Source organism: Chitinivorax sp. B, from assembly GCF_005503445.1.
Lineage (GTDB): Bacteria > Pseudomonadota > Gammaproteobacteria > Burkholderiales > SCOH01 > Chitinivorax.
Map to the genome: position 1 here is coordinate 46237 of NZ_SCOH01000018.1, position 23680 is coordinate 69916.

Genomic DNA, 23680 nt, shown 5'->3' on the forward strand with positions numbered 1-23680 from the left:
GATCATGAGACGTTGTTACGCCCTGGATGTGAAAAGCGATGTCTGGTGAAGGTTCTGCGTTACATCTTCCGCAGCCAGTAGTGCGGACAGGGCGTCGCTACATTTCTTCAATGCTGATGTCCGAGACGATGGTATCTGTCGATGCTGATGATAGTGCCACTACGGGTGCCGGTAATCTCAATCCAATTATTGTGAAGACGGCTTGCTTGATAATGAATGGGCTGTCTTGGCCAAGGATGCTGGCTGCAGAGTTTGACGATCAAGCTGTTTTGATCAATGTCAATGGCAAAACAGAGTGGTGCGGGGCCATTGTTAAGAATACGGAGATCTTTGTAGCCGTAGACAACGGTTGCATCGGAGCCTAACGGTGCAAACCGGGTTGTGTCGGTATAGATATCGGTACTATGGGGATGTCGTTCCAAAATGCTCAACCCGGCTTGCAATGCCGCAAGATAGAGGATTCCACTGAGTTGGCATAAGCCGCCACCTTCGACACTGCTGATTTGCCCGTTCAATAGCATCCGGCCTTGTTGAAACCCCCGTTCAGCGATTGGGGCTCCCACCAGTTGGGCAAAAGACAAGATTTGCCCAGGTTGGATGATTCGTTGGTGAATTGCGGCAGCGGCTAATCTCAAGTTATGTCGTTTTGCCTCGACCTGAGGGCTGGGCAGGATGGGTTGTGTCAACTGCCATTGTGGATGGAGTGGCTGTTGCGGGGCGTTTCGCGTGATGAATTGACGGGCGATGCCGGTGCGGTGATCTTGATAACTGCGCCATAGCAGGCGCAGGCGTACTTTGGCATGGGCCGGCAGACGGCGGCCTAATGCACGCAGTATTTTCTTCATTATTCGCGTTCGAGACAGACTACCAGATAGGATGACCATTCTGGTTGCAGGCCGCTTAGCAGTCGATCCAGTGGTGCCATGGCGGGACGCATACTGTGCGGAATACGGTGAATCGGTAACCAAAGCAGGCCGGTGGCATGAGCGACACGAAAGCCTTTGGCCAGATGGTGAATGTCTTTCAGCGAATAGCTGGTGCTGCCATGCCATGCACCGGCCGGGGTTTCGCGAGCGCGTTTGCCCCGGCGTAAAGCTGATGGGAAGTCAATAATCAAACGCCCACCGGGTTTCAGTACGCGATGGGCTTCATCCAGTATGCGAGTGAACACGGTACGGTCAAGGTGCATTAACAAGTGAAAGGCAAACATTGCCTGTGCGCTGTCGTTGGGTAATGGCAGCTGTGGTGCGGTGGCTTGTATCAGTGGACGGGTTGGCCACTTATGTTGGGCTTCGCCAAGCATGTTGCCCGATAAATCGATACCGATATCGGCAAAGTCCATCAAGCGGCCGGTACCGCATGCCAGGTCGACTATAGGCGCAGTACGTTTCGCAGGTAGCCAGCGCTGCAGGATATGCCGCTCAGCCTGGTCAATGAATCGACCATAGCTATTGCCAAAGCGATCGGCGTCATACTCCTTGGCTAACTGATCATAGTATTTGCGGATCAAGTCCATGTGGTTGCCTGGTCTACGGGTTGGCGTGTGATGCCCAGTATATGTGGCAATGTGGGCTCGGGCTCGATACAAAGCTTCATTGAACGAGACTGAACCCAATTCATTGGTCAAACATGCTGAGTTTGTTATATGCGACCGCTACTATAAGGGGCTTGGCACGCTTACGCTACGTTTGGTCGCCAAACGGTCGAACAGCAGGTACAGCACTGGTGTGATATACAGTGTGATGGCTTGTGACAGAATCAATCCTCCTACGACGGCCAAACCAAGTGGGGCGCGCAATTCGGCGCCAGCACCCAGGCCCAGCGCAATCGGCAAGGCACCCATCAGCGCTGCAAAGGTGGTCATCATGATAGGTCTGAAGCGTTTGACACAGGCCTCGCGTATGGCGGCTTGTGGGGTCATCTGATGGGTACGCTGTGCATCTAGCGCAAAGTCGATCATCATGATGGCGTTTTTCTTGACGATACCAATCAACATCAAGATACCGATCGCGGCGATGGTGGTCAGTTCCTGCCCAAATATCATCAATGTCAAGAGTGCGCCAATGGCGGCGGAGGGTAGGCCGGCCAGAATCGTCAGCGGGTGAATTGCACTTTCATACAAGACGCCGAGTAACACATAGATCACCAGAATGGCCAATACCAACAACAAGGTCTGGCTGCCTTGTGTCTCCTGAAAGGCGGCGGCATCGCCAGCCCAGCCGGTGATGATGTTGCTTGGTAGGCCAATTCTCGTTTGCAGGGTGTCGATATGTTTAGCTGCTTCGCCAAGTGGTACACCTGGCGCCAGATTGAAGGACAGGGTGATGGCTTGTAGCTGGCCTTGGTGGTTGATTGCAGTTGGGCCTGCTACCCGATCAACCCGAGCCAGCGTATTCAAGGGAATCAGCTGGCCACTCTTGCTGCGCACATAAAGCTTGCCCAGATCGTATTCATTACGTTGGTTGGCATCATCCACTTCCATCAGTACCGAATAATCATCGGTATCACCATAGATCGTCGATACCTGCCGTTCTCCATAGGCTGAATACAGTGCGTTGCGGATACTTTGGATATCGACGCCCAGTACGTTGGCCCGTTCTCGGTCAATATCCAGCCGAGCTTGTAGTCCTTTCAACTGCGCGTCGGACGCCACGTCTCTGAACAACGGATCGGTGCGCATGGCCGTTTGCATTTTTTCTGCCCACTGGTTCAGTTCATTGGCCTGAACTGCTTGCATGACATACTGATAGCGGCTTTTACCGCTGCGACCACCCAAACGGAGATTTTGTACCGGGTTCAGGAACACGGACAATCCAGCAACCTTGCGGGTCTCCTTGCGCAAATCTTCCAGCACCGCATCCAGCTTGTCCCGCTCGGATTTTGGCTTGAGGTTGATGAATAGCCGACCGGTGTACTGACTGCCCTGGCTGCCGCCGACGGAGCTGTTGACGGTATCCACCGCCGGGTGGTGGCCGATCAGCGTGGCAACCTGTTGTTGCAGTTTCACCATCTCATCGTAAGGCATGTCTTGCCGGGCTTCGGTGCTGACTTGTATCAACCCGGTGTCTTCTGTGGGGAAGAAGCCCTTAGGTATGACGGTGAATAGCCATGCGGTGACGACAAAAGTGGCCAGAGCCAGCAGTTGCATGCTCCGGTGGTGACGCAATGCCCAACCCAGCGTAAGTTCGTAAAAGCCCAACATACGATTGAATGCCACTTCAAAACTACGCACGATGCGAGTTTCCGGCGGCAATTCGTGCTCCGACTTCAGGTAACGTGCACATAACATTGGGATCAGCGTGAGTGACACCACGGCTGATGACAGCACTGCCAAGGTGACCACGATGGCGAACTCGTGGAACAGTAAACCGATGGTGCCCTGCATGAAGAAAATCGGGATGAAAATGGCCACCAGGCTGAGCGAGATCGACAGAATGGTAAATGCCACCTCACGTGAGCCCTTAAGTGCGGCTTGCATGGGGGCCATGCCTGCTTCCACGTAACGCACAATGTTTTCCAGCATGACGATTGCGTCATCTACTACTAGGCCCACTGCCAGTGTAATGGCCAGCAGCGAGATATTGTTCAGGCTCAGGCCAAGCCAGTACATCAGTGCTACCGTGGTCAACAATGAAACTGGCAGCGATAGCGCCGGGATGACGGTTGCAGCAGCACGGCGCAGGAACAGGAAGATCACCATGATGACCAGAGCAATGGTCAATGCCAGAGTCAGATTGACATCATGAATCGATTCGCGGATGGAACGGGAGCGATCATTGACCAGTTGAATAGTGACCGAATCGGGTAGTTGTTCGGTCAACTTGGGTAAGGCTGCTTTGATGGCATCCACGGTTGCGACGGTGTTGGCATCTGGCTGCCGCAGGACCGCTAATGTGATCGAACGGGTGCCGTTGATCCAGCTGCCGACCCGCAGGTTTTCCACGCTGTCTTCCACTGTGGCCACTTCTTCTAGCCGTACAGGCAGGTTGTTGCGGCTGGCCACGATCACTTTGGCAAATTCAGCTGCATTGGCCAGTTGCTTGTTCGCGCTGATAGTCATCACCTGCTGTTTGCCAGTCACCACCCCCAATGGGGTATTGGCATTTGCATTGCGGATAGCCAGGGCTAATTCATCTAGCGTCAGATCCCTGGCGGCCAGTTGTGTCGGGTCTACTTTGACTCGCACTGCATAGCGTTTTTGCCCGTTAACCTGTACTTGTGCGACGCCATTCAGCGTAGCCAGATTGGGGGAGACCAGGTTTTCGGCATAATCATTCAATTGTGCCAGTGATAGCGAAGGTGAATTCAACGCCAGAAACAGGATGGGCGTGTCAGCCGGATTGACTTTGCGATAGGAGGGGAGAGAAGTCATCTCCTGAGGCAGGCTGCGTTGCGCCCGTAACAAGGCGGCCTGTACGTCGGCTGCTGCGGCATCGATATCCCGGTCTGGTATAAATTCCAACGTGACTGATGTGTTACCTAGCGTGCTGGACGAACTGACGACACTTAACCCGGCGATTGTGGAAAACTGTTTCTCCAGCACCGATGCAACGGACGAAGCCATTGTTTCCGGACTGGCACCCGGTAAGCTGGCCGATACGTTGATGGTTGGTGTGTTGAAGGAAGGTAGGGCGGCGATCGGTAATGCTTGCCACGACAATACGCCAAGCAGTACCGCGCTCAATGTCAGTAACACCGTCGCGATCGGACGGCGTATGCATAGTTCGGACAGATTCATGATGTTCTTTTGAAGATAATCGATCAGGCACTTTCAGAAACCCAGCACCGTTGATATGACCAGAATGGATGACTGAAGCATGTGGCCATTCTCACTCAGCAGACACATGTCTGTACTGTCAGTTTCATGAGCTGATGCCGGTTTTGCCAATTTTTACATCTGATGATGTCAATATCGACGGTAGTAAGTGCCCATGCAGGAAAAAAGATCATGGCGAGCGGTCGCCCGCCATGACGTAAGGTGACGCGACAACATTTGGGAAGCGGTCAACCGTTGGCGATCAGTTCGCTCAAGCGGATGAGTGTGTGTTGTGTGGTCGTGGTAACGGGAAAGCCACACGATAATCGCAGACAGTGTTGAAACCGCCCGCTGGGTGAAAAAATGGGACCTGGTGCAAAACTGATGTGCTCGGCCGTTGCGCGCGTGTGTAGGGTCAGTGTGTCAACGCCGGTTGGCAACTCTACCCATAGCACGAAACCACCGGCTGGTTGTGATATCCGCGTGCCGCTTGGGAAATATTGAAGCACCAGTTCGCTCATGTCTGCTACTCGCTGTGCCAGGGCACGGCGCAATTGGCGCAGATGGTGTTCGTATCCACCGGTTTCCAGAAATTCGGCCAATGTTAGTTGTAAGACATTCGGCATCACGCCACTATTCAGTAGCTTGAGTTGCTCCACCTGTTGCCGAAAACGGCCGGGCATGATCCAACCATCCGAGAATCCAGGGGATAATGTTTTGCTGAACGAGCTGACCAAAATGACATTGCCGTCCTGATCGAATGCCTTCAGTGGTAAGGGGCGGGGCCCACTGAACTGCAGATCGCCAAATACATCGTCTTCAATCACAGGGATTTGTCGAGCCGCCATCAGTTCCACCAGTTGGCGCTTACGCTCTAGGCTTAATGTGACACCTAATGGATTACTGGCATTGGGTACCACGAACAATGCCTGTACAGCACCATTTCGGGTAGCCAGCTCCAGTGCTTCCAGCGAAATACCATGATGCGGATCGGTTGGAATCTCCAACGCTTTCATACCCAGTGTTTCGATCAGTTGCAGCATCACGAAATAGGTTGGCGATTCCACCGCGATAGTGTCGCCAGGCTTGGCCACTGCACGCAATGCCAGGTTCAACCCTTCCATACAGCCGTGAGCTAGCAGAATGTCGTCCTCGGTTGCAGAAAAGCCAAGCTCCAGATAGCGGCGGGCAATTTGTCGGCGCAGTGTGCGGCTACCAAGTAAACGACTCGATGCCGAACATTCCGGGCGTGCATTGCGGGCCTGACGTGCCAGCAATTTCATCAATTTGTCAGTGGGTAAAAGCTCTGGGCTTGGGCTGGCTGAGGTCAGTGGCTCCAGTGATGGGTTCTGACAGGATTCGCGTACCTTGGCGACGACGGCATTCACGCCGATAAAGGCTTTCGGTGAACAGATATCTACCAGTGGCGCAGAGGCGGCGATGACCGACTGTCGGCGCACAAAATAGCCAGATTGAGGCTTGGCCTCAACCACACCTTTGTTTTCCAGGGTGCGTAGTGCCAGGGTCACGGTGGATATGCTCAGTTCACGCTGTTTGGCGATCTGGCGGATTGACGGTAATCGCTCACCTGGTTTCAATGTACCATGGCGAATCGACGCCATCAGCTCATCAGCGAGGCGTTGGTATAACAAATCGGGGCGTTGCATCGTGTCCATGGTGGTATCGTCGCCTAGGTAGCGCAGCAAGAAGCGCTGACAAAGTATCGTTTCTATCCGAGGTTGGAATAAGATACAGTTCCCTATCTGTCTGACCAGTACAGTCAAATATCCGTAAACAGCATTCAATGCATTGCAATAATCTTGACGGATATCGACAGGAAATCGGTTTGTCAGCCACCCTTGGCACAATATTTACCATTGCGATTTGATTGAGCTGCCGTGCCCACCTACCGTGAATTTCTCAAAGCGACTGGATTGGATCCGGTTGATGCCCGAGTCTTGCTTTGTTATGCCTTACAGGTGAATGCAGCCTGGTTGGCAGCCCGCCAGCGGGATGACATGCCAATTACTGAACAAGCCAAAGTTCTGCCATTGATGGCGCGTCGCCAAGCAGGTGAGCCAGTGGCTTACATTACCGGGGAGCGAGAGTTCTACAGCTTGCCATTTCAGGTTTCACCTTCGGTCTTGATACCGCGACCAGAAACCGAATTGTTGGTGGAACTGGCCTTGAATCGATTATTGCCGGATCAGGCGGAATACGTACTGGACCTCGGGACCGGCAGTGGCATTATTGCGGTGACGATTGCACATCATAGACCACGGGCTCATGTCTGGGCGGTGGATGCCTCGACTGATGCCTTACAGATTGCCCAAGCAAACGCGATAAAACTGGCTCCCGGCAATGTGACATGTGTGAAAAGCGATTGGTACCAGGCTTTGCCGGGCGAGTTGCAGTTTCACCTAATTGTGTCTAATCCCCCATATATTGTGGCGGATGATCCGCATCTGGCTACGGGCGATCTACGTTACGAGCCTATTTCCGCCCTGACCGATCACGCTGATGGCTTAGCGTGCATTCGCGCCATTATTGTTGGCGCAGAATATAGGTTGTTGCCTGGTGGGTGGCTTTTGTTCGAACATGGTTACGATCAAGCAGCAGCAGTCCGTCAACTATTGCTGACTGCTGGTTTTGAACACGTGCACAGTGAGCGTGACTTGGCGGGCATTGAGCGCGTTACTTTGGGCCAATTGCCTCGGTCTGCAATTGGCGATACAATTCCCGAGTAATTTGTTGGGTTATTTGACAGGAAACAGACATGGATATTCACGCCGTCATTCAAGAGCAAGTCAGCAACAACTCGGTCGTGCTGTATATGAAAGGCACGCCAACTTTTCCGCAATGCGGTTTCTCGGCTAATGCGGCGGGCATCCTGAAGGCCTGTGGGGTGGCCAGCTATCTGTCAGTCAATGTATTGGAAAATCCTGAAATTCGCCAAGGTATCAAAGAGTTCTCCAATTGGCCTACCATTCCGCAACTGTATGTTAATGGCGAATTCGTTGGTGGGTCTGACATCATGCGCGAACTATATGACTCTGGCGAACTGCAACAGATTCTGTCGAAGATCTGATACGACTGATCGCCAAGTGAACAAAAAACCCGGCAGATGCCGGGTTTTTTTTTGCCTATTGATTTAGGGTGCTTGGTGGTCTGTGGGGTTGGTCAAGCCAATAATAGGTAGGACGGCCAAATATTGAGCATATTGCGATGAAGCACGACGGCCATCCGATTCGCAGATAGGTGAAGTGCACCATCTAGGTTTCAATGAGTGGAGCTGAAGGGAGATGAGGGGTATCAGTCGGCACAATCATTTTTGATAATGCATCTCATTACAGTAAGACGCATTTCACTTTGGGTTCATATGGTATTAAATGACAATATCATTATTCATTGATGATTGGTTATTGTTACATTCTGGGCAAAATATTTAATTTTTAGTAAATTTATCTATTAAATTAATAATAAACAATTTTTTGATAATTATGAAATAGATATAAAAAAATTGAATTTTTGTATGGATTTTTTGTGATGAATTGCTATTCTTCTCGCATCTATATGCTACCTATCATATGAATAAAAAGGTGAAATTGTGCATTGTGATACTTGGTTGATATTGTTTATTTCTTACATCGTCGATCAATTAACTGGATTTGGGCTGTAAGGCCGTGGGCTCAAGAATAGAAAGTTGGATCGTTGAATTAATGCATCAGTCTGGCAGGTTCAAGTACTTGGTTCTTGATGATTTGTTTTGATGTGCCATGGTAAAACTATGCTTTTAGATCATTGATATATGGCCTTTCTACTCCCCTTTCCTGCTGCATGTCAAACCACCTGTGCAAGTAGAGCATGTGACGATGGTTGTCAGGTTGATTGGCACGACTTTGGTGCAGTGCAGGTTTTTGTCGCTGGCAGTCTTCAGGGCATGCGGCGGGTCAGTTGCCCACATTGGTGGATGGGGCGATCAGGGTGGGTAGTGCTTTTTTAACAATGATGTAAGTTGCCAATGTGAATCGGTGCTATCAATAAAGCAGATAGGTCCACAGCACTGTTACTGTGACCAGTAGGGGCTAACTATGAAGTGGCTGATCGTTACCATGATGGCAATCATTGCTCTACCTTTGCTTGCTTATGATTTAAATAATCTAAAAGGATCAGTAGTCAGGATTTGTGATGATGGAGCAGAGTGGCCGCCTTATACTTATTACAAGCGCGAAAATAAGAAGAGAACAAACGAAATAGTGGGTTATTCGGTAGAGGTGATTGATATTATTCTTTCAAAATATAAGATACGTTATAAGATTGACCTTCTACCTTGGAAGCGTTGTCTTTCTGAGGTTAAGCAAGGTACGCGATATCAGATGATACTGAACGCAACGAGTAATCCTGAGCGGTTGCAGCAATATCATTTATCAATACCTTACTTCCGAACACATTACTATTACTTTTACTCAAAGAACTACTTTCCTGATGGATTGGATGTAAAAGCTCAATCAGATCTAAATAAATATGCCATAGGTGGCGTTCAAGGTTATTCTTATTCAAATTTGAGTGAAATTGACAAAGAGTCAATGATCCGGACTCATAACTATGTAACCTTGGTCAATATGTTGCATCGTGGCCGTGTCCAGGTTTTTGCAGAGGATATTGAGATCCTGGCAGGGCTGACTCAGATTGGTGTCTATGACTTCATGGGCGACCCTGCATTAGGGCGTGCACCTCTACCTGGTGTGGCAGATAACACATTTCACATGATGTTCACCAAGCAAGAGTTGATAGGTGAAATGTTGAAGTATGTTGTTGACCAAGAGATTGTTAATATGGAAAAATCTGGTGAATTATCTTCAATAATTAAGAAATATATGAAATAGTTACAGTTTTAATTAAGAAATACATTGGATTGAGGCAAAGATAAAGGGAATGAGAGCCTTTGCGTGCAATTTGTTATTTCGTTAATATGGCAAAATCACACCACATAGGGCATCTTGGATGTTACATCGGCATACCGTCCAAGGCGGGCCACATCAACTGGTTTATCTGCAGGCTTACCCTGAAACCATTCAGTATCAAGCGCAGCAGCTGCTATTGCAGAATAGGTTGGGCGCGTTGGTTCAGGCCAAGTATCCTGAGGGGCATCCCGTCCAGACGGATAAAGCGTTGTATCAGTATGCGACCGCATTGAAGCAGGAACACCTGCGTAATGCGCCACCATTAAGCAAGGTGCAATACGATAGTAAGCTGGGCTTGATCCATCATGCGCTGGGGTTGAATACGGCGATATCGCGGGTGCAAGGCGGTAAGCTGAAGGCGAAAAGCGAGATACGTGTTGCATCGCTGTTCAAGATGGCGCCTGCGGCATTTCTGAAGATGATTGTGGTGCACGAGCTGGCGCATCTGCGTGAGCGTGATCACAACAAAGCGTTTTACCAGCTGTGTGCCCACATGGAGCCTGCCTATCATCAGCTGGAATTGGATCTGCGTTTATACCTGACCCATCTGGACTGGTCTGCACAACAGACCATCTCTACCTAACCTGGCATGGTCAGTCGAACCCATTGCTGAGTATTGGGTTCAGCCGATCAACCCATTGTTGGCCAGGGCAACAGCCAAGTCATTGATACGATTGTGTGGCAAGCCTGCGAGGTTGATGCGTCCACCCGCTACCAGATAGATGGCTGAATCGTGCCGTAATTGGTCAATGGTCATGTCGTTCAATGGCAACATAGAGAACATGCCTTTATGTTGGCGTAGATAGCCCGCGTCTATCCCATGTACGTTAAGGGCTTGTGCCAACAGATGACGTGTATGGATGATCTGGTGACGCATGGCTACCAGTTCCGCTTGCCAGCAGTGCCGCAGGGTGTCACTTTCCATGATACGGGCAACGATTTCTGCACCATGGTCCGGTGGCATGGTGTACTGGCGACGCGCCAGTTCAAACAGCTTGCTGCGTAGCCGTTGTGGGTCCGCTGATTTCACCAGGGCAGCGCCAGTGCGCTCCCGGTACAGGCCAAAATGTTTTGAACAGGAATACACGGCCAGCATTTGGTCGGCGGCCTCTGCCAGTATCTGCAAACCCATGGCATCTTCCTGTAGTCCCTCTCCAAAACCTTGATAGGCCAGATCCACGAATGGGATAAAGCCTTGTGCCGAAGCCATGCTGGCCAATTGCCGCCAGTCGCTCTTGTTCAAGTCAACACCGCTTGGATTGTGGCAACAGCCATGTAACAAGACCACGTCTCGCGGTCCCAATTGGCGGATGGTATCAAAAAATCCATCCCGGTCGAGTTGGGTGCGATTTTCATTCAGATAGGGATAGCTGGCGACGCGCAATCCGGCCGCCTGCATAATGGGAGCGTGATTTACATAGCTGGGATTGCTGAGCCAAACGCAAGCCTGAGGCTGGCTGGCTGCGATCAAATCGGCCAACAGGCGGAGCCCGCCACTGGCACCAGGGGTCTGCACCGTAACCCAGGCAGCTGCGTCATAGGCTGGCCCAAGCATCAAATTCATGACAGCTTGGTTAAAGCGTGGATTGCCGGCCGGACCAATGTAGCTTTTGCTGGCTTGTTCGTTGGCCAAGGTGATGGCGGCAGCCTTTACTGCGCCCATCACTGGGGTCTGGCCATTGGTATCACGATACACACCAATGCCCAAATCCAGTTTGTGTTCACGGGTGTCGTGACGAAAGGCCTCGGCAACTGACAAAATGGGGTCGGCAGCAGGGATGGGTAAGGAGTTGAACATGGCAACGCTCCGGGAATAACAAAATAGGTTGGTTCAGCGGCGATTGATCGGCCAGCTGGCCAGCGCGACCCCTGCGGTAATGATGGCCATACCTGCTAATGAGGCCATTCCAGGTAATTCACCAAATAACGGTGCTGCCAGTATTGAAGCCAGTACCGGCGTCAACGCACCAGCTGCAGCGGCGCGTGGCGCGCCCAATCGCGTGATGGCATAGGCGTAGGACAAGGTAGATAGCAGGCCGACGCCAAGTCCCTGAATCAAACCGTGAAATGCAAGCGATGAGATGGGCATTGCCAGCAGAGTTGTAGGGAGATGCCCCAGCAATATCCAGACAAGCAACAGTATCAATGAGCCGGTTGAAACAACCGCACCACCTTCCATCGGTTTCAAGCCGGACAGTCTTAAGCACACGGTGAAATTGGCCCACATCAGGCTACCCAGCAGGAACAAGCCATAGCCTTGCAGCACGTCGCCGCTGCCATGGTTGAAAGCCAGCATGATCGATGCACCGATACTGATCATGGCCAGTGCCAGATATTGGTTGCGTGGTGTTACCTGACGATAGAGCAGTCCACCCAGTAATGCGACGAACAACGGGATCGTGCCAGGAATCAACGTACTGCCATCACTGACGGGCGCATGGCGCATACCTAAGCCAGCAATCAGGAAATAGGGCAACCCGCTACCTGCAAACATACCAAGCAGATAGCGTTTGGGTACTGCAACGATGCGTTGCCAGCGGCTGATCAATACCGGCAGGAATACCAAGCCGGCGGGGCCAAAACGGACCAATGCCAGCTCGGCGGGCGGCAGATTGGCACGGGCGCCGGCCCGCAGTGACAGGAAAAAACTGGCCCAGATCAACACCGTGACCGCCAATGCGGCGATACCGAGATAACTGTCAAAGAATTTGCGCTCGGGCTGTAAAGGCAGAGCAATGCTGGCTTTCATGGATGGGCCGTTATTACAGATATGAATATGGTTATTCTCCTACTTGTTGGTGAGTGATTTCGGGCAAAAATCCCTGTTAATTTGGAAAAGTTTGGTGGTTTCAGTCGCAATTCGACGTAAAATAGGTGGAAACCACTCAAGGCGTGATGCGATGGATCGTATAGACCGGCAATTGCTGACGTTGCTGCAGGCCGATGGTCGGCTGACCGTGGCAGAACTGGCTGACAAGGTGGCGTTGTCAGCTTCCCCGTGTGCGCGACGGCTGAAGCGCCTGGAAGACAGCGGCATCATCAGCGGTTACCGTGCGGTGCTGAATCGCAACCGCTTGCAATTGGCGACGACGGTATTTGTGAACGTACGCCTGATGCACCATCGGGAAGACGCTGTACGATTGTTTGAAGAAGCGGTGCTACACATGGAGGAGGTCATCAGCTGCCATGTGGTCTCTGGCGCATTCGACTATTTATTGGAAGTGGTGGTGCGGGACCTGCCCGATTATGAGAAGCTGGTACGCAAGTTGCAAATGCTCTCGATGGTGCAGGATATCACCAGCAATTTCGCGATTCGCACCGTCAAAAGTGGAGCCCCCTTGCCATTGTCGTTTGTCAGTCAAACCTGAAGGTTGCTGACCGCTGCATTGATTCTTGTTTTCAGAAAGTGATCCACACCATGTTTTATCATTCCTCTCAAATCGGGCCGGATATCGCTGCGGTCAAACTGGCTTTGCGCAAAGGCTTTTCGTTAGGTAGCGAGGTTTGCATTGCCGTGACCGAATTGCGTGAGCTGGACGGCGCATTGGGTGAGGTGCTGGGTGAACGTGCCGTCAAATTTCTGAAAAAGGACGGCAAGGCCCAATATTTTGGCAAGCCAGTCAAACTGTTGACCACCAAGGTGGACCCTGGCCCATTGTATGGCGCTATTCTTGCGGCCTATGTGCCGTTGCCCCAGCTTGAAGCCTGGGCGGCCAAATATCCCAAACAACACATTATTTACCTACCACCTGACGAGGCGGCGTTGTCTGCTTATCAGTCCCAGCGGCAGACGATGTCGGTTTAAGTACGGTTTTAGAAAGCAATACCATGCAACAAGACAAGAACGACATTCGTCCCGGTCAATCGCTTGAGCTGCTGAAAGCGCTGCATATTCTGACCCGTGACGGCAAAATGAATCAGGACAGCCGTCGCAAATTGAAACAGGTCTACCACTTGTACCAATTCATCGAACCGCTGTTACAGGATGTCAAACAGCGTCACGATGTGGTCAGGTTGGTGGATCATGGGGCGGGAAAGTCATACCTTGGTTTCATTTTGTACGATCTGTTCTTCAAGACACTAAACGACACTTCGCATATCTACGGCATCGAGACCCGTGATGAGTTGGTCACCAAATCGCGTGAGTTGGCACATCATCTGGGTTTTCCAGGGATGTCTTTTCTGAATCTGTCTGTTGCGGATTCCATTACTTCTGATCAACTGCCAGAACAGATCGATGTGGTGACCGCGTTGCATGCTTGCAACACAGCCACTGACGATGCCATTCACTTTGCGCTGAAAAAACAGGCTCGGCACATCGTGCTGGTACCGTGCTGTCAGGCCGAAGTGGCCAGCGAGTTGCGTAAGAACAAAGCTGTAGCACTGGCTAATCCACTGGCCGAGTTGTGGCGGCACCCTATCCATACCCGTGAATTCGGTAGCCAGGCCACCAATGTATTGCGTTGCTTGCAACTACAAGCTCATGGTTACCAAGTCACAGTGACTGAACTGGTAGGTTGGGAACATTCCATGAAGAATGAGTTGATCGTGGCCCAGTACAATAAGGATGTACCGCGGCGTAAACCGGCCGAACGGCTGAAGATGTTGCTGGAAGAATTGGGATTGCAATCACTGGAACAGCGGTTCTTTGTCGATTGAGCCTGTGGCAGTTGTCTCAAAACCCAGTAAAGGCGCCAGTACAGACTGGCGCCTTTGTGTTTCAGGAAGACGGTTACTTCATTCGATATGCGCAATACCCTGGCCGTGGCCCGACCTGAGGGTGATTGCGACAGGTATTGGGGCGCTTGTCGTAAATACTGCAGCGGCGAGTTTTGGCGTCAAGAAACACACAGTCGCTGTTGGCACGGCGAGCTAAAGTGAAGGTGCTGGTCTTGAAATTAAAGTGATCAATGATGCCAGCTTTGATCAAGCGTTTGGCGATCTGCTTGGGCGCATCGGCTTCAATTTCGAACGCGTCCACCACATCCATCCTTACCAGATCCACCAGTTTTACCTCGGCAGGCATGGTACAACAGGTAGCGATACAGCCATCACATAGTCCTGCCCGGTATTTGAGCCACGTATCAGTACGATCAAGGTTGGAGATGTGGGTGACTTTCTTGACTGGGGCAGACATAAGGTAGTGCGAGAAAAAGCGGGATTATCTCCAAAAATCGGTTACTTTGCTTAGGCTTTTCAGTGCTTGTTACATTCTTCTAAATACTTGATATGGCATATGAAGGTGCCAGCCTAGGTTTGCATCATTAGAATGGTTAGCTTCTTCGCTCTGGCTATCGCCTAGATGCGGATACCCAGCCAGGAAGGGCACTGAATGAATCGTCACGTTGTGATCGTTGGTGGTGGCTTTTGTGGTGCAACCCTTTTATTCCACCTATTGCGTCGGGGCGATAGGTCCCTTCGGGTCACTGTGGTCGATCCTTCGTTGGAGCTCGGGAGAGGGTTGGCCTATGCAGCATGGGCTCAGCAATCCTTGTTAAACGTCCCCTGTGGTGATATGAGCCTTGATGCGGCGGAGCCAGATGATTTTCTTGTCTGGGCGCGGTTGCGTTTTCCCAATGTCACGCCACACAGTTTTCTGCCACGAGCCGTCTATGGACAGTACATCATGGAGCGTGTGTACAGCGTGTGGCGTGACGAATGTGTAGCGCATTTGCGCGATTCGGTAACAATGCTGAGGCCAGAATTGGCTGGCTGGCAAGTTACCCTGAGCCGCGGTCATTCATTGATGGCAACAGAGGTCGTGCTGGCGCTGGGCAACCCACCAATGTTTGATCCCTTGGGGCAGTGTGGACTACCAACGAATCATCCTTATTACTTTCCTACCCCTTGGCCCTGTGTCGCGCTGCCAATTACACACCGCAATGCATCGGTGATGATGATCGGCACCGGCCTGAGCATGGTTGACCAATACCTGGCATTGCGCGCACAGGGGCACAGCGGGCCTTGTTATGCTGTTTCACGGCATGGATTACTACCGCATACCCACATCACACCGCTCCCCATACTCCCGTCCGAACTGGCGATGAGAATTCGTAGTGCTGTATCACAAGGCACGCTATATCAGCGGTTGCGGGCATTTCGTTCATTGGTTAGGCAAGCTGGGCCTGCCTGGTCGTGGCAAGCGCAGTTCAAGGTGTTACGGGAAAATGCAACAATGCTTTGGCAAACCTTGCCGCACAAGGAGCGCCACCGTTTTATAAGACATTTAAGGCCGTATTGGGACGCCCATCGACACCGCATGGCCCCTGAAGTTGGGGAGGCCATTCTGTCGGCGGTGCAGGATGGTGCTTTACAACTGTTACGTGGCCGTTTCCTGCATGTTCATACGGCCAGTGGGCGCTTTGTTGTGACGATGGCAGTGGGGCCTGATGAGCCGACGTCGTTGGAAGTGGATGTCCTGATCAATTGCACCGGCCCATGCTACCAAGCCGCCTTACGGCGACCGCTGGAACAAACACTGGTCCAACAGGGGCTAGCTCAACCAGATGTGCTTGGGCTGGGCCTACAATGCATGCCGGATGGCCAAATGATTGATGTGCGCGGCCAGCCTGTCATTGGGCTTCATATGATCGGCCATGCACGGCGTGGCAGCATTTGGGAATCCACATCGGTACCAGAGTTGCGAGTACAAGCACAACAATTGGCTTCTTTATTGCTGCGCGTGGCCACTCCGCATGGTGCAAAACCATTTGTAACCCAACCTGTTCGCTAGTCTAGTACTGCAATGTGGCCGAGTCTGGCTGCTGCACCTCGCCAGCAAAATTTCAAATCGCATTCGATTGAAAAACTATATATAGCAAAGGTTGTTTTGCCTGATTTGAGGATAGCCATGGATTGGCGGGAGCGCCTTGCTGACAAGGTACATGAGGTCTTATGTATCACTTACTTCTCCTGCTATGAGTGATTCTGATCGTATCACCAACTACCGCAATCCATAGTATGCAGTTCGCCTTAACTATTAAATCCCCATATCGGTTGATAAGACGACTTGATCTACAACACAACAAAGTCTAATTGTTGATATTTTTCGTACCTACCATTACCGTTAACGCCATTTTTAATCGTTAGTTACATCATAGTTAAGTAGCATAGCGCATTACAGGTGTAGTTTTATATTCAGTATATTTGACATATTATGATTGGATTGATATGGTATTTGCATTATTTGCTGTGGTCAAGGTGCAATCTGAAGTTATTCCGCCTCGTTGCCACAATCATATGCACGGTCTGAATTGACACTTTTGATTGTCCAGTAAATGGCACCGATGGTTTGCCAATCTTTGGCCTTAACTCACCGTGAATTTCTAGTGTGAACACAGGCAAGGTGCTTTAGCGCAGTGTGTAACGTTGTGCTTCTGTGCAATGGGCTCACCTTGAGGCACCTCGTTATACACATCTTTTTAATCATTTAAAAACAGTTAGTTACAAGAAGCCGTTGTGAATCCTTTAGTGGCATGGTCAACAAGCTAAATCAAGGGCTTACGCAAAGCACCACCCTACAAATTGCATGACAAACGAGTTGTGTATCCCGAGGTGACCTTGAGGCTGCCACATCATTAGCGTGAGTCGCTTGGCTCTAAACACGCAGGCCTTGATCGCGACCTCACGTAACGCCATTTCAAAAAATAGATTCAATGCCTAAGAACCTGTTCAACGTCTTATTGCGCGACCACGATCAGGGCTCATGTGCTGCTCAAAATCCTCATGTATCACCCATACACCCCGGTTTTTGCGCTGCGCTTCACCCCGCTGGTGGCCGCTCATCACAGACTTTGAACAGGCTCTAAGAACAGCGCTGCCGGGTGAATACCCCTGTTCACCTTCCCTTAACTTAATCAATAAAGGATGTTGGTAATGAACCTGCGCAAAGTTGCCACAGGGCTGTCCGCCCTTGCGCTTATTTTTGCTGTCGCCCTACAAGCTCGTAGCCTGCATGATTTAATCAAACTCCCAGTAAAGCACGACAAGCAAGAATACCGGTCCGGTAGCGTAAGTCAGAGAGAAGCACTGGCACTTTATTCGGCAAAACAAAAGCAAGATTCGTTTTCGGCCTGTAAAGACCAATTTCCTGCCGGAAAGCCGCTAGATATTGACAGAATGCCCGCAAAGATGAAGCCGATGGCGTTGTGTTCGGACAACTTTGCAGTGTTGTATTCCAAGACAAGCAAAACGCCTATGATCGTTGTTGAACGGCTTTCGTCAGCACAACTTAATGATGCCAAAGGCGAGGAGCGAACCAATGCATTCTATGCGGACCCGCGCATTCCCAGCGGCGCACGGGCCGAGCTAAGTGACTACCGTGGCCAGACTCCGCCTGTGGATCGAGGGCATCAAGCACCAGCTGCCGATGCGCCAAATCAAAAAGCGATGGCGCAGTCATTTGCACTATCGAATATGGTGCCGCAGGACCCAACCAACAATCGAAAAATCTGGAGCAAGATCGAATCAGATGTGAGGAAGTACGTTAAACGCGCAGGTGGCAACGTTTTTGTATTTACCGGTCCGATTTTTGACTCCGGGCATGCCGTCATTGGGAAAAACAAGGTTTGGGTACCAACGCGATTATTCAAGTTGGTATACGACGAGAACTCGCAGCGGGCCTGGGCTTACATACTCCCTAATAGCGAGACTCGTATTGAGAAGCCAATGGACTATTCAAATTTTGTGAAGGCGACTGGCCTGCGCCTCTTGGAAAGTCAAGTTGTATCCGGATCATTGCACCGATCTTGAGCAATGGGCATGTCGAATTCAGGCGGTCTGCATGGTCGCCAAATCACTTAATGGCCCTCTACACCAAAGGCTTCAACCACTTCGTTACCTCCTTGATTGTTCTGATTGCTTCTGGCGGGAGCAAAACTCACCGGGTGGGATTTGCACCCGCAAATAAGCACCACCTTGCTATGGCACACGTTGGACTCAGGTGACCACAGAATGTTAACGTTTTACCTAGGTTGCGCCCAATGAATCCGTTGGTGCCTGTGGCCAATATTTGCATTGTGTTGCCCTTTCAGAATTGAAATGGCTACCACAAACTGCGTCATGATATATGGGCTTTATATCTGAAGCTGATAAGTCGCCTCTTTATTCCGGGTGTCAGTGGTGTGCTTGAAAGGTTCTCCTAGCGTTGCCAGGTATTCATTGAGCGCTTGAAGAGTGGGTATGCATATGTCCGGCAACGGAATCATCTGCGCATCGAATTCAGATGTCAGAAGAACAGATAGGCCAACACCCGCTGCTTTGGCTGCCGCAATGTCCGAAGGTTTGTCACCAATGAGAATCGATCTAGGCAGATCAAGATCCAAGTCTGCTTGCGCACGCAGGATCATGCCGGGATTGGGTTTACGATCAAATGAATCAACCGCGTATCGACCAATACCGTGCTCCGCGTGATATGGGCAGAAATAGACGGCGTCAATGGTTACGCTATGCATGGCAAACTGATCGCACATCCAGTTGGTGAGATCGTGAAATTGTTGCTCAGAATAGAAGCCCCTTCCTATCCCCGCTTGGTTGGTCACCACGACAATGGCCATTCCGCGGTCGGCTGCAAGTCGGCATAACTCGAAAATACCGTCGTTGAATTCGAAGTCTTCTCGTTGATGGACATAGTGCTTATCAACGTTGATCACGCCGTCTCGATCCAGAAATAGGGCAGGACGGAAGATGAATGCGGTGTCCATGGCTAGCTCTGCTTCATCAGTTTCAGTAGTTTTGCCCGGTCTGGTTGATTTACAACACATTTCTCAGTGATTAGCGCGGTGACCAACTCGGCCGGCGTGACGTCAAAGGCAGGATTACGTACGGATACACCCTGAGCGGCCCATTGGCAGTCGCGATAGCCGGTGACTTCATCCGCCGCGCGTTCTTCAATCGGAATGGCGTTGCCTTCCGGAATGGTCATGTCAATGGTCGATAGCGGACAGGCCACATAAAATGGAATGTTGTGTCGTCTGGCCAGTACGGCCACCATGTAGGTTCCGATTTTGTTGGCGACATCGGCATTGGCGGCAACACGATCTGTACCGACAATGACTGCGTCAATTTCCCCGCGGCTCATCATAAACCCGGCCATGTTGTCGGTAATCAGCGTAACGGGTATGTTTTCCTGCACCATTTCCCACGCAGTCAACCTGGCACCTTGTAGAAAGGGCCTGGTTTCATCGGCAATGACGGAGATTTTTTTACCTACCTCCCGAGCGGAGCGGATAACGCCCAATGCAGTGCCATGGCCAGCTGTGGCCAGCGCGCCGGCGTTGCAGTGTGTCAACACCCGGGCACCATCCGGCAATAAGTCGGCACCTAGGGCTCCCATTGCCCGGTTGATCCGGATATCTTCGGCCAGTATTTCGTGCGCTTCGTGCAAGAGTAGCTGCGCAACGCTGGCCGGCGATTGGTGGCGATTGGCGTTCCATTTGGTGCGCATGCGGTTCAACGCCCAAAATAGGTTGACCGCTGTCGGGCGGCTTGCGGACAGTAGCGCAAAGCTAGCTTCCAGCCCCTGTTCGAAATCGGGGAATGAAGCACGTTGAAGTCGACGCGCTTCCAGTGCAACGCCGTACGCAGCTGCGCAGCCAATCGCGGGCGCACCACGCACGACCATGTTTCGAATACCTTCCGCAGTGCTGGCGGCCGAATCATATGCCTGGTATTCAAATCGCGCTGGCAAGATGCGCTGATCAATCATTTCCAGATACGGTTCACGCCAGCGTAGCGTTTCAATCGTGGTCATCTTGGTTTGGGTATCCATCGCTCAGTGTCCTTCAAATTCGCAAAGTGAAAAGACTTGCTGCCCCTGCTTCTCAAGGCGGATACGCCCACCCAGATCAGGTAGGTCAATCACAAAACAGCATTCCACGACGTGCCCTCCTGTTTGTTCTACCAATTGAAGCGCAGCTTCTGCGGTGCCACCTGTGGCGATCAGGTCGTCTACCAGTAGTATTCGTTCACCCGGTTCAATTGCATCCGCATGGATTTCAACCCGATCTATACCGTATTCCAGTTCATAGTCATGCCCAATGGTTTCGGCTGGTAATTTGCCCTTTTTGCGAATAGGTACGAAGCCTGCACCAAGCAAGATTGCTAGTGGCGCGCCCAGGATGAATCCACGTGATTCGATACCGGCGACTTTGTCGATGCTGCTTTCGCGATAGCGTTCTGCCAGTTCGTGAATGGCGGATCGAAATGCTTCTCGATCTTTGAGGAGGGTTGTGATATCCCGAAACATGATGCCGGGTTTCGGGTAATGTGGCACGGTGCGGATCTTCGATTTGATTGGCATGGTGATCCTTAGGCTAGGGCTGCTATGCCGATAATTGATTAATGAAATCTATCGTGTCGTGCTACAACTCTTTTGTGCAAGTACCGCCGTTCACAACCGGTGCCAGCGCTACCGTACCGGTCATTCAGGGTGTAAGGTGATCATTCGGTGTAAGCGCCGGATCATTGGTTTGTCCCCATCGCCCATATCCCTTGAACCGATCCAATACTGCGTGCATTTCATCGGGTGACAAGCAACGCGGTTGGCCTATTTGTAATGCCCGCCAGTATTGCTCGCACAGCGATTCGACTTCGACAGCGATAGACAAGGCTTCGTCCAAGTCTCTGCCAATGGCAATCATGCCGTGATTTCCCAATAAACACGCTTTTCTGTCAGCTAGGGCTGTAAGGGCATGATTGGATAAAGCTTGCGTGCCAAAAAGCGCATATTGCGTACAGCGAATGGTGTCGCCGCCAGCAACGGCAATCATGTAATGAAACGGCGGGATGTCCATCCCAAGACAGGCCAACGTGGTGGCAAATGGCGAATGCGCGTGAACAACGGCATGCACCTCGGGCCGTGCTTGCAGAATGTCTCGGTGAATGCGCCATTCGCTGGTGGGACGCCCTTTGCCAATCACCTCTCCTGCCATGGACAGTGAGACAATCCCATCCAGCGTGATGTGTTCGGCAGGCACGCCGGATGGGGTGACAAGCAGGCCATCGGTACTTCGGGCACCAACATTACCAGATGTGCCTCGATTGAGCCCAAGCGAGGCCATTTGGCCTGCAGTGGAAACAACCTGCTGTCGCAGGTTGGCATCGTTCATGATCGGAATCCGATCACTCATATTGCGCCCCGGTCATTACCAAGAATGGCATGCAGTTTCTCCAGCATGGCTGGGTCGCGAGAGGCTGGGGCCGTGAGGATGGCGTGTTGCAGAGCGTGGCGGCATGTGCAATCTGCCGCATGCTGATCATGCCCAATGGGGTGGGCGACCTGCTTAACGAGCGTACGGGCTCTGTCCGCATTACCCATCAGCACATTGACGATTTGGTCGACGGTGACCGCATCATGATTTGGGTGCCAGCAGTCATAGTCAGTGACCATTGCCACCGTGGCATAGCACATCTGGGCTTCGCGAGCTAGTTTGGCTTCCGGCATATTGGTCATACCGATTACGTCGCATTTCCAGCTTCGATATAGCTCGGATTCTGCCTGGCTGGAAAATTGCGGCCCTTCCATGACCAGATACGTTCCGCCGCGAACCGTCTTGATGCCGGCTTCGTGTGCAGCCTGCTCGATGTGATCGCCAAGCCGATGACACACTGGCTTGGCCATCGAGACATGGGCTACCAAACCCGCACCAAAAAAGCTTTTGGCACGGGCGAATGTACGATCGATAAACTGATCGACAATCACGAACATGCCTGGACGTAAATCTTCCCGCAATGAACCCACTGCGCTGACAGAAATGATGTCGGTCACGCCGCTACGCTTCAATGCATCAATATTGGCACGAAAATTGATTTCGCTTGGCGGTATCCGATGGCCACGACCATGACGCGGCAAAAACGCCATGCGTTGGCCCGCCAATTCGCCAAATAATAATTCATCGGAGGGCGAGCCAAAGTTTGAATCTACTTTTACCCAATGCTTATTATTCAATCCGTCGATATCGTATACACCACTACCACCGATTACGCCAATCACTTGTTGCCTATTGTGCTTACTCATGCTGTTGCCTCGTGGATGGAAATTGAAACGGATTGCTACCGAACAAATGGCCGTAACAGTCCGCGGGCAGCCAGAAGACGGCCAGCAAACCAGCACCAAAGAAACCAGCGCCAACAAAATGGCAACCCGTGATCAAATAGAAATTGCTTAGCAAAATAAATGATCGCAGCACTCAGTTGCCGTGGCGTCTGGATAATCACATGCTGTGATTGAAACGGTACCGGCGATTTACCCTGAATTGTGTCAATCAGTCGTTGGGCAGCGCGACTACGTGTGTTTGCCAACGAAATGAAAGTTGGATCATCGATGAATCTTCCTCGCCTGAGATAGGTCGCGTCCGCAGGGGCTTTGCCTGCTCGGAAGTGCATATGTTCAAAGATCACATCGTTCAAATAACAGGTCCTGTCCAACCCAGCATGTTGTAAGCGTTTGAAAATATCAAATAGGTGCACGTCAATAAATGCGCCTTGATATGCAGATGGATATGGTTCGACCAGTAATTCACAGGTACGTCGAGAAAGAATGGGAAATGTACACAAGCCTTTTCGTTTCAGCAGGTCATCTCCATATCCTAGGTAGACTTTGTCAGGGAAGCGATTGTCCAATTCAATAAGCCTCGCATCCCACCCTGGAGTGCGCATCATCATGTCATCATTTGCGAGAAGGATAATGTGCCCTCGAGACCGTTCAAAGCAGATACGGTTATAGTCTCCCATAGACTTTGAGGGGCCAATAATCTTGATAACATGAATCACATCGCTATGCAGATGATGACTATTATGATCATCGTCATCTACATAGAGAATGATCTCTATATTGTTCAGACTATTTACTGTATTGATGATGCTCTTAAATAGCCGTATTACAAGTTCGCTCCTCCCTCGCGTTGGAAGCAGGAGCGAAATTGCAGGTATGTTCATACCTGATTGCGCTGAACGCATCACG

The 23680-nt window shown here is 51.2% G+C and carries 22 protein-coding genes; 9 read left to right on the forward strand and 13 right to left on the reverse strand.

Annotated features, from left to right (window positions below):
* Positions 1-107 precede the first annotated feature (107 nt).
* The 4 genes from FFS57_RS12630 to FFS57_RS12645 all read right to left on the reverse strand — a co-directional run bounded on the left by FFS57_RS12630 (position 108) and on the right by FFS57_RS12645 (position 6432).
* On the reverse strand, positions 108-845 hold the full coding sequence (locus FFS57_RS12630; protein WP_137938155.1) for a VanW family protein: 738 nt from the start codon (positions 843-845) through the stop codon (positions 108-110).
* The gene (locus FFS57_RS12635) at positions 845-1516 is read right to left on the reverse strand and encodes a class I SAM-dependent DNA methyltransferase (protein WP_137938156.1); all 672 of its coding nucleotides are present in this window, start codon (positions 1514-1516) and stop codon (positions 845-847) included. Before FFS57_RS12635 ends, FFS57_RS12630 begins: the two co-directional genes overlap by 1 nt.
* Before the next feature lie 141 nt (positions 1517-1657).
* Positions 1658-4738, reverse strand: a complete 3081-nt coding sequence (locus FFS57_RS12640; protein ID WP_137938157.1) for an efflux RND transporter permease subunit — start codon at positions 4736-4738, stop codon at positions 1658-1660.
* Between the two features lie 266 nt (positions 4739-5004).
* Positions 5005-6432, reverse strand: coding sequence for an aminotransferase-like domain-containing protein (locus FFS57_RS12645; RefSeq protein WP_137938158.1), 1428 nt, complete (start codon positions 6430-6432; stop codon positions 5005-5007).
* A gap of 222 nt (positions 6433-6654) precedes the next feature.
* Here FFS57_RS12645 and prmC point away from each other — a divergent pair, with 222 nt between their 5' ends.
* The 4 genes from prmC to FFS57_RS12665 all read left to right on the forward strand — a co-directional run bounded on the left by prmC (position 6655) and on the right by FFS57_RS12665 (position 10303).
* Positions 6655-7503, forward strand: a complete 849-nt coding sequence (prmC, locus tag FFS57_RS12650) for a peptide chain release factor N(5)-glutamine methyltransferase (protein ID WP_137938159.1) — start codon at positions 6655-6657, stop codon at positions 7501-7503.
* 29 nt (positions 7504-7532) lie between these two features.
* On the forward strand, positions 7533-7844 hold the full coding sequence (grxD, locus tag FFS57_RS12655) for a Grx4 family monothiol glutaredoxin (RefSeq protein ID WP_137938160.1): 312 nt from the start codon (positions 7533-7535) through the stop codon (positions 7842-7844).
* 1003 nt (positions 7845-8847) lie between these two features.
* Positions 8848-9642, forward strand: a complete 795-nt coding sequence (locus FFS57_RS12660) for a substrate-binding periplasmic protein (protein ID WP_137938161.1) — start codon at positions 8848-8850, stop codon at positions 9640-9642.
* 118 nt (positions 9643-9760) lie between these two features.
* Positions 9761-10303, forward strand: a complete 543-nt coding sequence (locus FFS57_RS12665; RefSeq protein WP_137938162.1) for a M48 family metallopeptidase — start codon at positions 9761-9763, stop codon at positions 10301-10303.
* A gap of 39 nt (positions 10304-10342) precedes the next feature.
* Here FFS57_RS12665 and FFS57_RS12670 read toward each other — a convergent pair whose 3' ends face one another.
* On the reverse strand, positions 10343-11518 hold the full coding sequence (locus FFS57_RS12670; protein WP_137938163.1) for an amino acid aminotransferase: 1176 nt from the start codon (positions 11516-11518) through the stop codon (positions 10343-10345).
* A gap of 33 nt (positions 11519-11551) precedes the next feature.
* Positions 11552-12469, reverse strand: a complete 918-nt coding sequence (locus FFS57_RS12675; RefSeq protein ID WP_137938164.1) for a DMT family transporter — start codon at positions 12467-12469, stop codon at positions 11552-11554.
* A 151-nt stretch (positions 12470-12620) separates the two neighbouring features.
* On the opposite strand from FFS57_RS12675, the gene FFS57_RS12680 reads away from it, so the two are divergent.
* From FFS57_RS12680 to FFS57_RS12690, 3 genes are read left to right on the forward strand one after another with little or no spacing between them, the layout of a single operon-like run.
* The gene (locus tag FFS57_RS12680; RefSeq protein WP_137938165.1) at positions 12621-13088 is read left to right on the forward strand and encodes an Lrp/AsnC family transcriptional regulator; all 468 of its coding nucleotides are present in this window, start codon (positions 12621-12623) and stop codon (positions 13086-13088) included.
* Between the two features lie 50 nt (positions 13089-13138).
* Positions 13139-13525, forward strand: coding sequence for a hypothetical protein (locus FFS57_RS12685; protein WP_137938166.1), 387 nt, complete (start codon positions 13139-13141; stop codon positions 13523-13525).
* Between the two features lie 23 nt (positions 13526-13548).
* Positions 13549-14379 (forward strand): class I SAM-dependent methyltransferase, encoded by an 831-nt coding sequence (locus FFS57_RS12690; protein WP_137938167.1) that lies wholly within the window; start codon positions 13549-13551, stop codon positions 14377-14379.
* A 73-nt stretch (positions 14380-14452) separates the two neighbouring features.
* Here FFS57_RS12690 and FFS57_RS12695 read toward each other — a convergent pair whose 3' ends face one another.
* Positions 14453-14857 carry a YkgJ family cysteine cluster protein gene (locus FFS57_RS12695; RefSeq protein ID WP_137938168.1) on the reverse strand — a complete coding sequence of 135 codons (405 nt, stop codon included), beginning with the start codon at positions 14855-14857 and terminating at the stop codon, positions 14453-14455.
* Positions 14858-15052: 195 nt separating this feature from the next.
* Here FFS57_RS12695 and FFS57_RS12700 point away from each other — a divergent pair, with 195 nt between their 5' ends.
* Positions 15053-16453: an FAD/NAD(P)-binding protein gene (locus FFS57_RS12700; RefSeq protein WP_137938169.1), complete on the forward strand. Its 1401-nt coding sequence runs from the start codon at positions 15053-15055 to the stop codon at positions 16451-16453.
* Positions 16454-17595: 1142 nt separating this feature from the next.
* On the forward strand, positions 17596-18471 hold the full coding sequence (locus FFS57_RS12705; protein ID WP_137938170.1) for a DNA/RNA non-specific endonuclease: 876 nt from the start codon (positions 17596-17598) through the stop codon (positions 18469-18471).
* A gap of 323 nt (positions 18472-18794) precedes the next feature.
* Here the strand turns inward: FFS57_RS12705 and FFS57_RS12710 are convergent, their stop codons facing one another.
* The 6 genes from FFS57_RS12710 to FFS57_RS12735 form a co-directional block, all read right to left on the reverse strand.
* Positions 18795-19421 (reverse strand): D-glycero-alpha-D-manno-heptose-1,7-bisphosphate 7-phosphatase, encoded by a 627-nt coding sequence (locus tag FFS57_RS12710; RefSeq protein ID WP_171013906.1) that lies wholly within the window; start codon positions 19419-19421, stop codon positions 18795-18797.
* A 2-nt stretch (positions 19422-19423) separates the two neighbouring features.
* On the reverse strand, positions 19424-20488 hold the full coding sequence (gene mtnA / locus FFS57_RS12715; RefSeq protein ID WP_502705916.1) for an S-methyl-5-thioribose-1-phosphate isomerase: 1065 nt from the start codon (positions 20486-20488) through the stop codon (positions 19424-19426).
* A 3-nt stretch (positions 20489-20491) separates the two neighbouring features.
* Positions 20492-21019 carry an adenine phosphoribosyltransferase gene (locus tag FFS57_RS12720; protein WP_137938171.1) on the reverse strand — a complete coding sequence of 176 codons (528 nt, stop codon included), beginning with the start codon at positions 21017-21019 and terminating at the stop codon, positions 20492-20494.
* Between the two features lie 124 nt (positions 21020-21143).
* The gene (locus tag FFS57_RS12725) at positions 21144-21827 is read right to left on the reverse strand and encodes a class II aldolase/adducin family protein (RefSeq protein ID WP_137938205.1); all 684 of its coding nucleotides are present in this window, start codon (positions 21825-21827) and stop codon (positions 21144-21146) included.
* A gap of 17 nt (positions 21828-21844) precedes the next feature.
* On the reverse strand, positions 21845-22735 hold the full coding sequence (locus FFS57_RS12730; protein WP_137938172.1) for an S-methyl-5'-thioadenosine phosphorylase: 891 nt from the start codon (positions 22733-22735) through the stop codon (positions 21845-21847).
* 35 nt (positions 22736-22770) lie between these two features.
* Positions 22771-23676, reverse strand: a complete 906-nt coding sequence (locus FFS57_RS12735; protein ID WP_137938173.1) for a glycosyltransferase family A protein — start codon at positions 23674-23676, stop codon at positions 22771-22773.
* Positions 23677-23680: the final 4 nt, after the last annotated feature.

Coding starts and splice junctions, on each gene's coding strand:
- FFS57_RS12665 (WP_137938162.1), top strand. CDS start 9,761: ATGTTACATCGGCATACCGTCCAAGGCGGGCCACATCAACTGGTTTAT.
- FFS57_RS12675 (WP_137938164.1), bottom strand. CDS start 12,469: ATGAAAGCCAGCATTGCTCTGCCTTTACAGCCCGAGCGCAAATTCTTT.
- FFS57_RS12640 (WP_137938157.1), bottom strand. CDS start 4,738: ATGAATCTGTCCGAACTATGCATACGCCGTCCGATCGCGACGGTGTTA.
- FFS57_RS12710 (WP_171013906.1), bottom strand. CDS start 19,421: ATGGACACCGCATTCATCTTCCGTCCTGCCCTATTTCTGGATCGAGAC.
- FFS57_RS12700 (WP_137938169.1), top strand. CDS start 15,053: ATGAATCGTCACGTTGTGATCGTTGGTGGTGGCTTTTGTGGTGCAACC.
- FFS57_RS12630 (WP_137938155.1), bottom strand. CDS start 845: ATGAAGAAAATACTGCGTGCATTAGGCCGCCGTCTGCCGGCCCATGCC.
- FFS57_RS12670 (WP_137938163.1), bottom strand. CDS start 11,518: ATGTTCAACTCCTTACCCATCCCTGCTGCCGACCCCATTTTGTCAGTT.
- FFS57_RS12635 (WP_137938156.1), bottom strand. CDS start 1,516: ATGGACTTGATCCGCAAATACTATGATCAGTTAGCCAAGGAGTATGAC.
- FFS57_RS12645 (WP_137938158.1), bottom strand. CDS start 6,432: ATGGACACGATGCAACGCCCCGATTTGTTATACCAACGCCTCGCTGAT.
- FFS57_RS12705 (WP_137938170.1), top strand. CDS start 17,596: ATGAACCTGCGCAAAGTTGCCACAGGGCTGTCCGCCCTTGCGCTTATT.
- FFS57_RS12720 (WP_137938171.1), bottom strand. CDS start 21,019: ATGCCAATCAAATCGAAGATCCGCACCGTGCCACATTACCCGAAACCC.
- FFS57_RS12685 (WP_137938166.1), top strand. CDS start 13,139: ATGTTTTATCATTCCTCTCAAATCGGGCCGGATATCGCTGCGGTCAAA.
- FFS57_RS12690 (WP_137938167.1), top strand. CDS start 13,549: ATGCAACAAGACAAGAACGACATTCGTCCCGGTCAATCGCTTGAGCTG.
- mtnA (WP_502705916.1), bottom strand. CDS start 20,488: ATGGATACCCAAACCAAGATGACCACGATTGAAACGCTACGCTGGCGT.
- FFS57_RS12725 (WP_137938205.1), bottom strand. CDS start 21,827: ATGAACGATGCCAACCTGCGACAGCAGGTTGTTTCCACTGCAGGCCAA.
- grxD (WP_137938160.1), top strand. CDS start 7,533: ATGGATATTCACGCCGTCATTCAAGAGCAAGTCAGCAACAACTCGGTC.
- FFS57_RS12730 (WP_137938172.1), bottom strand. CDS start 22,735: ATGAGTAAGCACAATAGGCAACAAGTGATTGGCGTAATCGGTGGTAGT.
- FFS57_RS12735 (WP_137938173.1), bottom strand. CDS start 23,676: ATGCGTTCAGCGCAATCAGGTATGAACATACCTGCAATTTCGCTCCTG.
- FFS57_RS12680 (WP_137938165.1), top strand. CDS start 12,621: ATGGATCGTATAGACCGGCAATTGCTGACGTTGCTGCAGGCCGATGGT.
- FFS57_RS12660 (WP_137938161.1), top strand. CDS start 8,848: ATGAAGTGGCTGATCGTTACCATGATGGCAATCATTGCTCTACCTTTG.
- FFS57_RS12695 (WP_137938168.1), bottom strand. CDS start 14,857: ATGTCTGCCCCAGTCAAGAAAGTCACCCACATCTCCAACCTTGATCGT.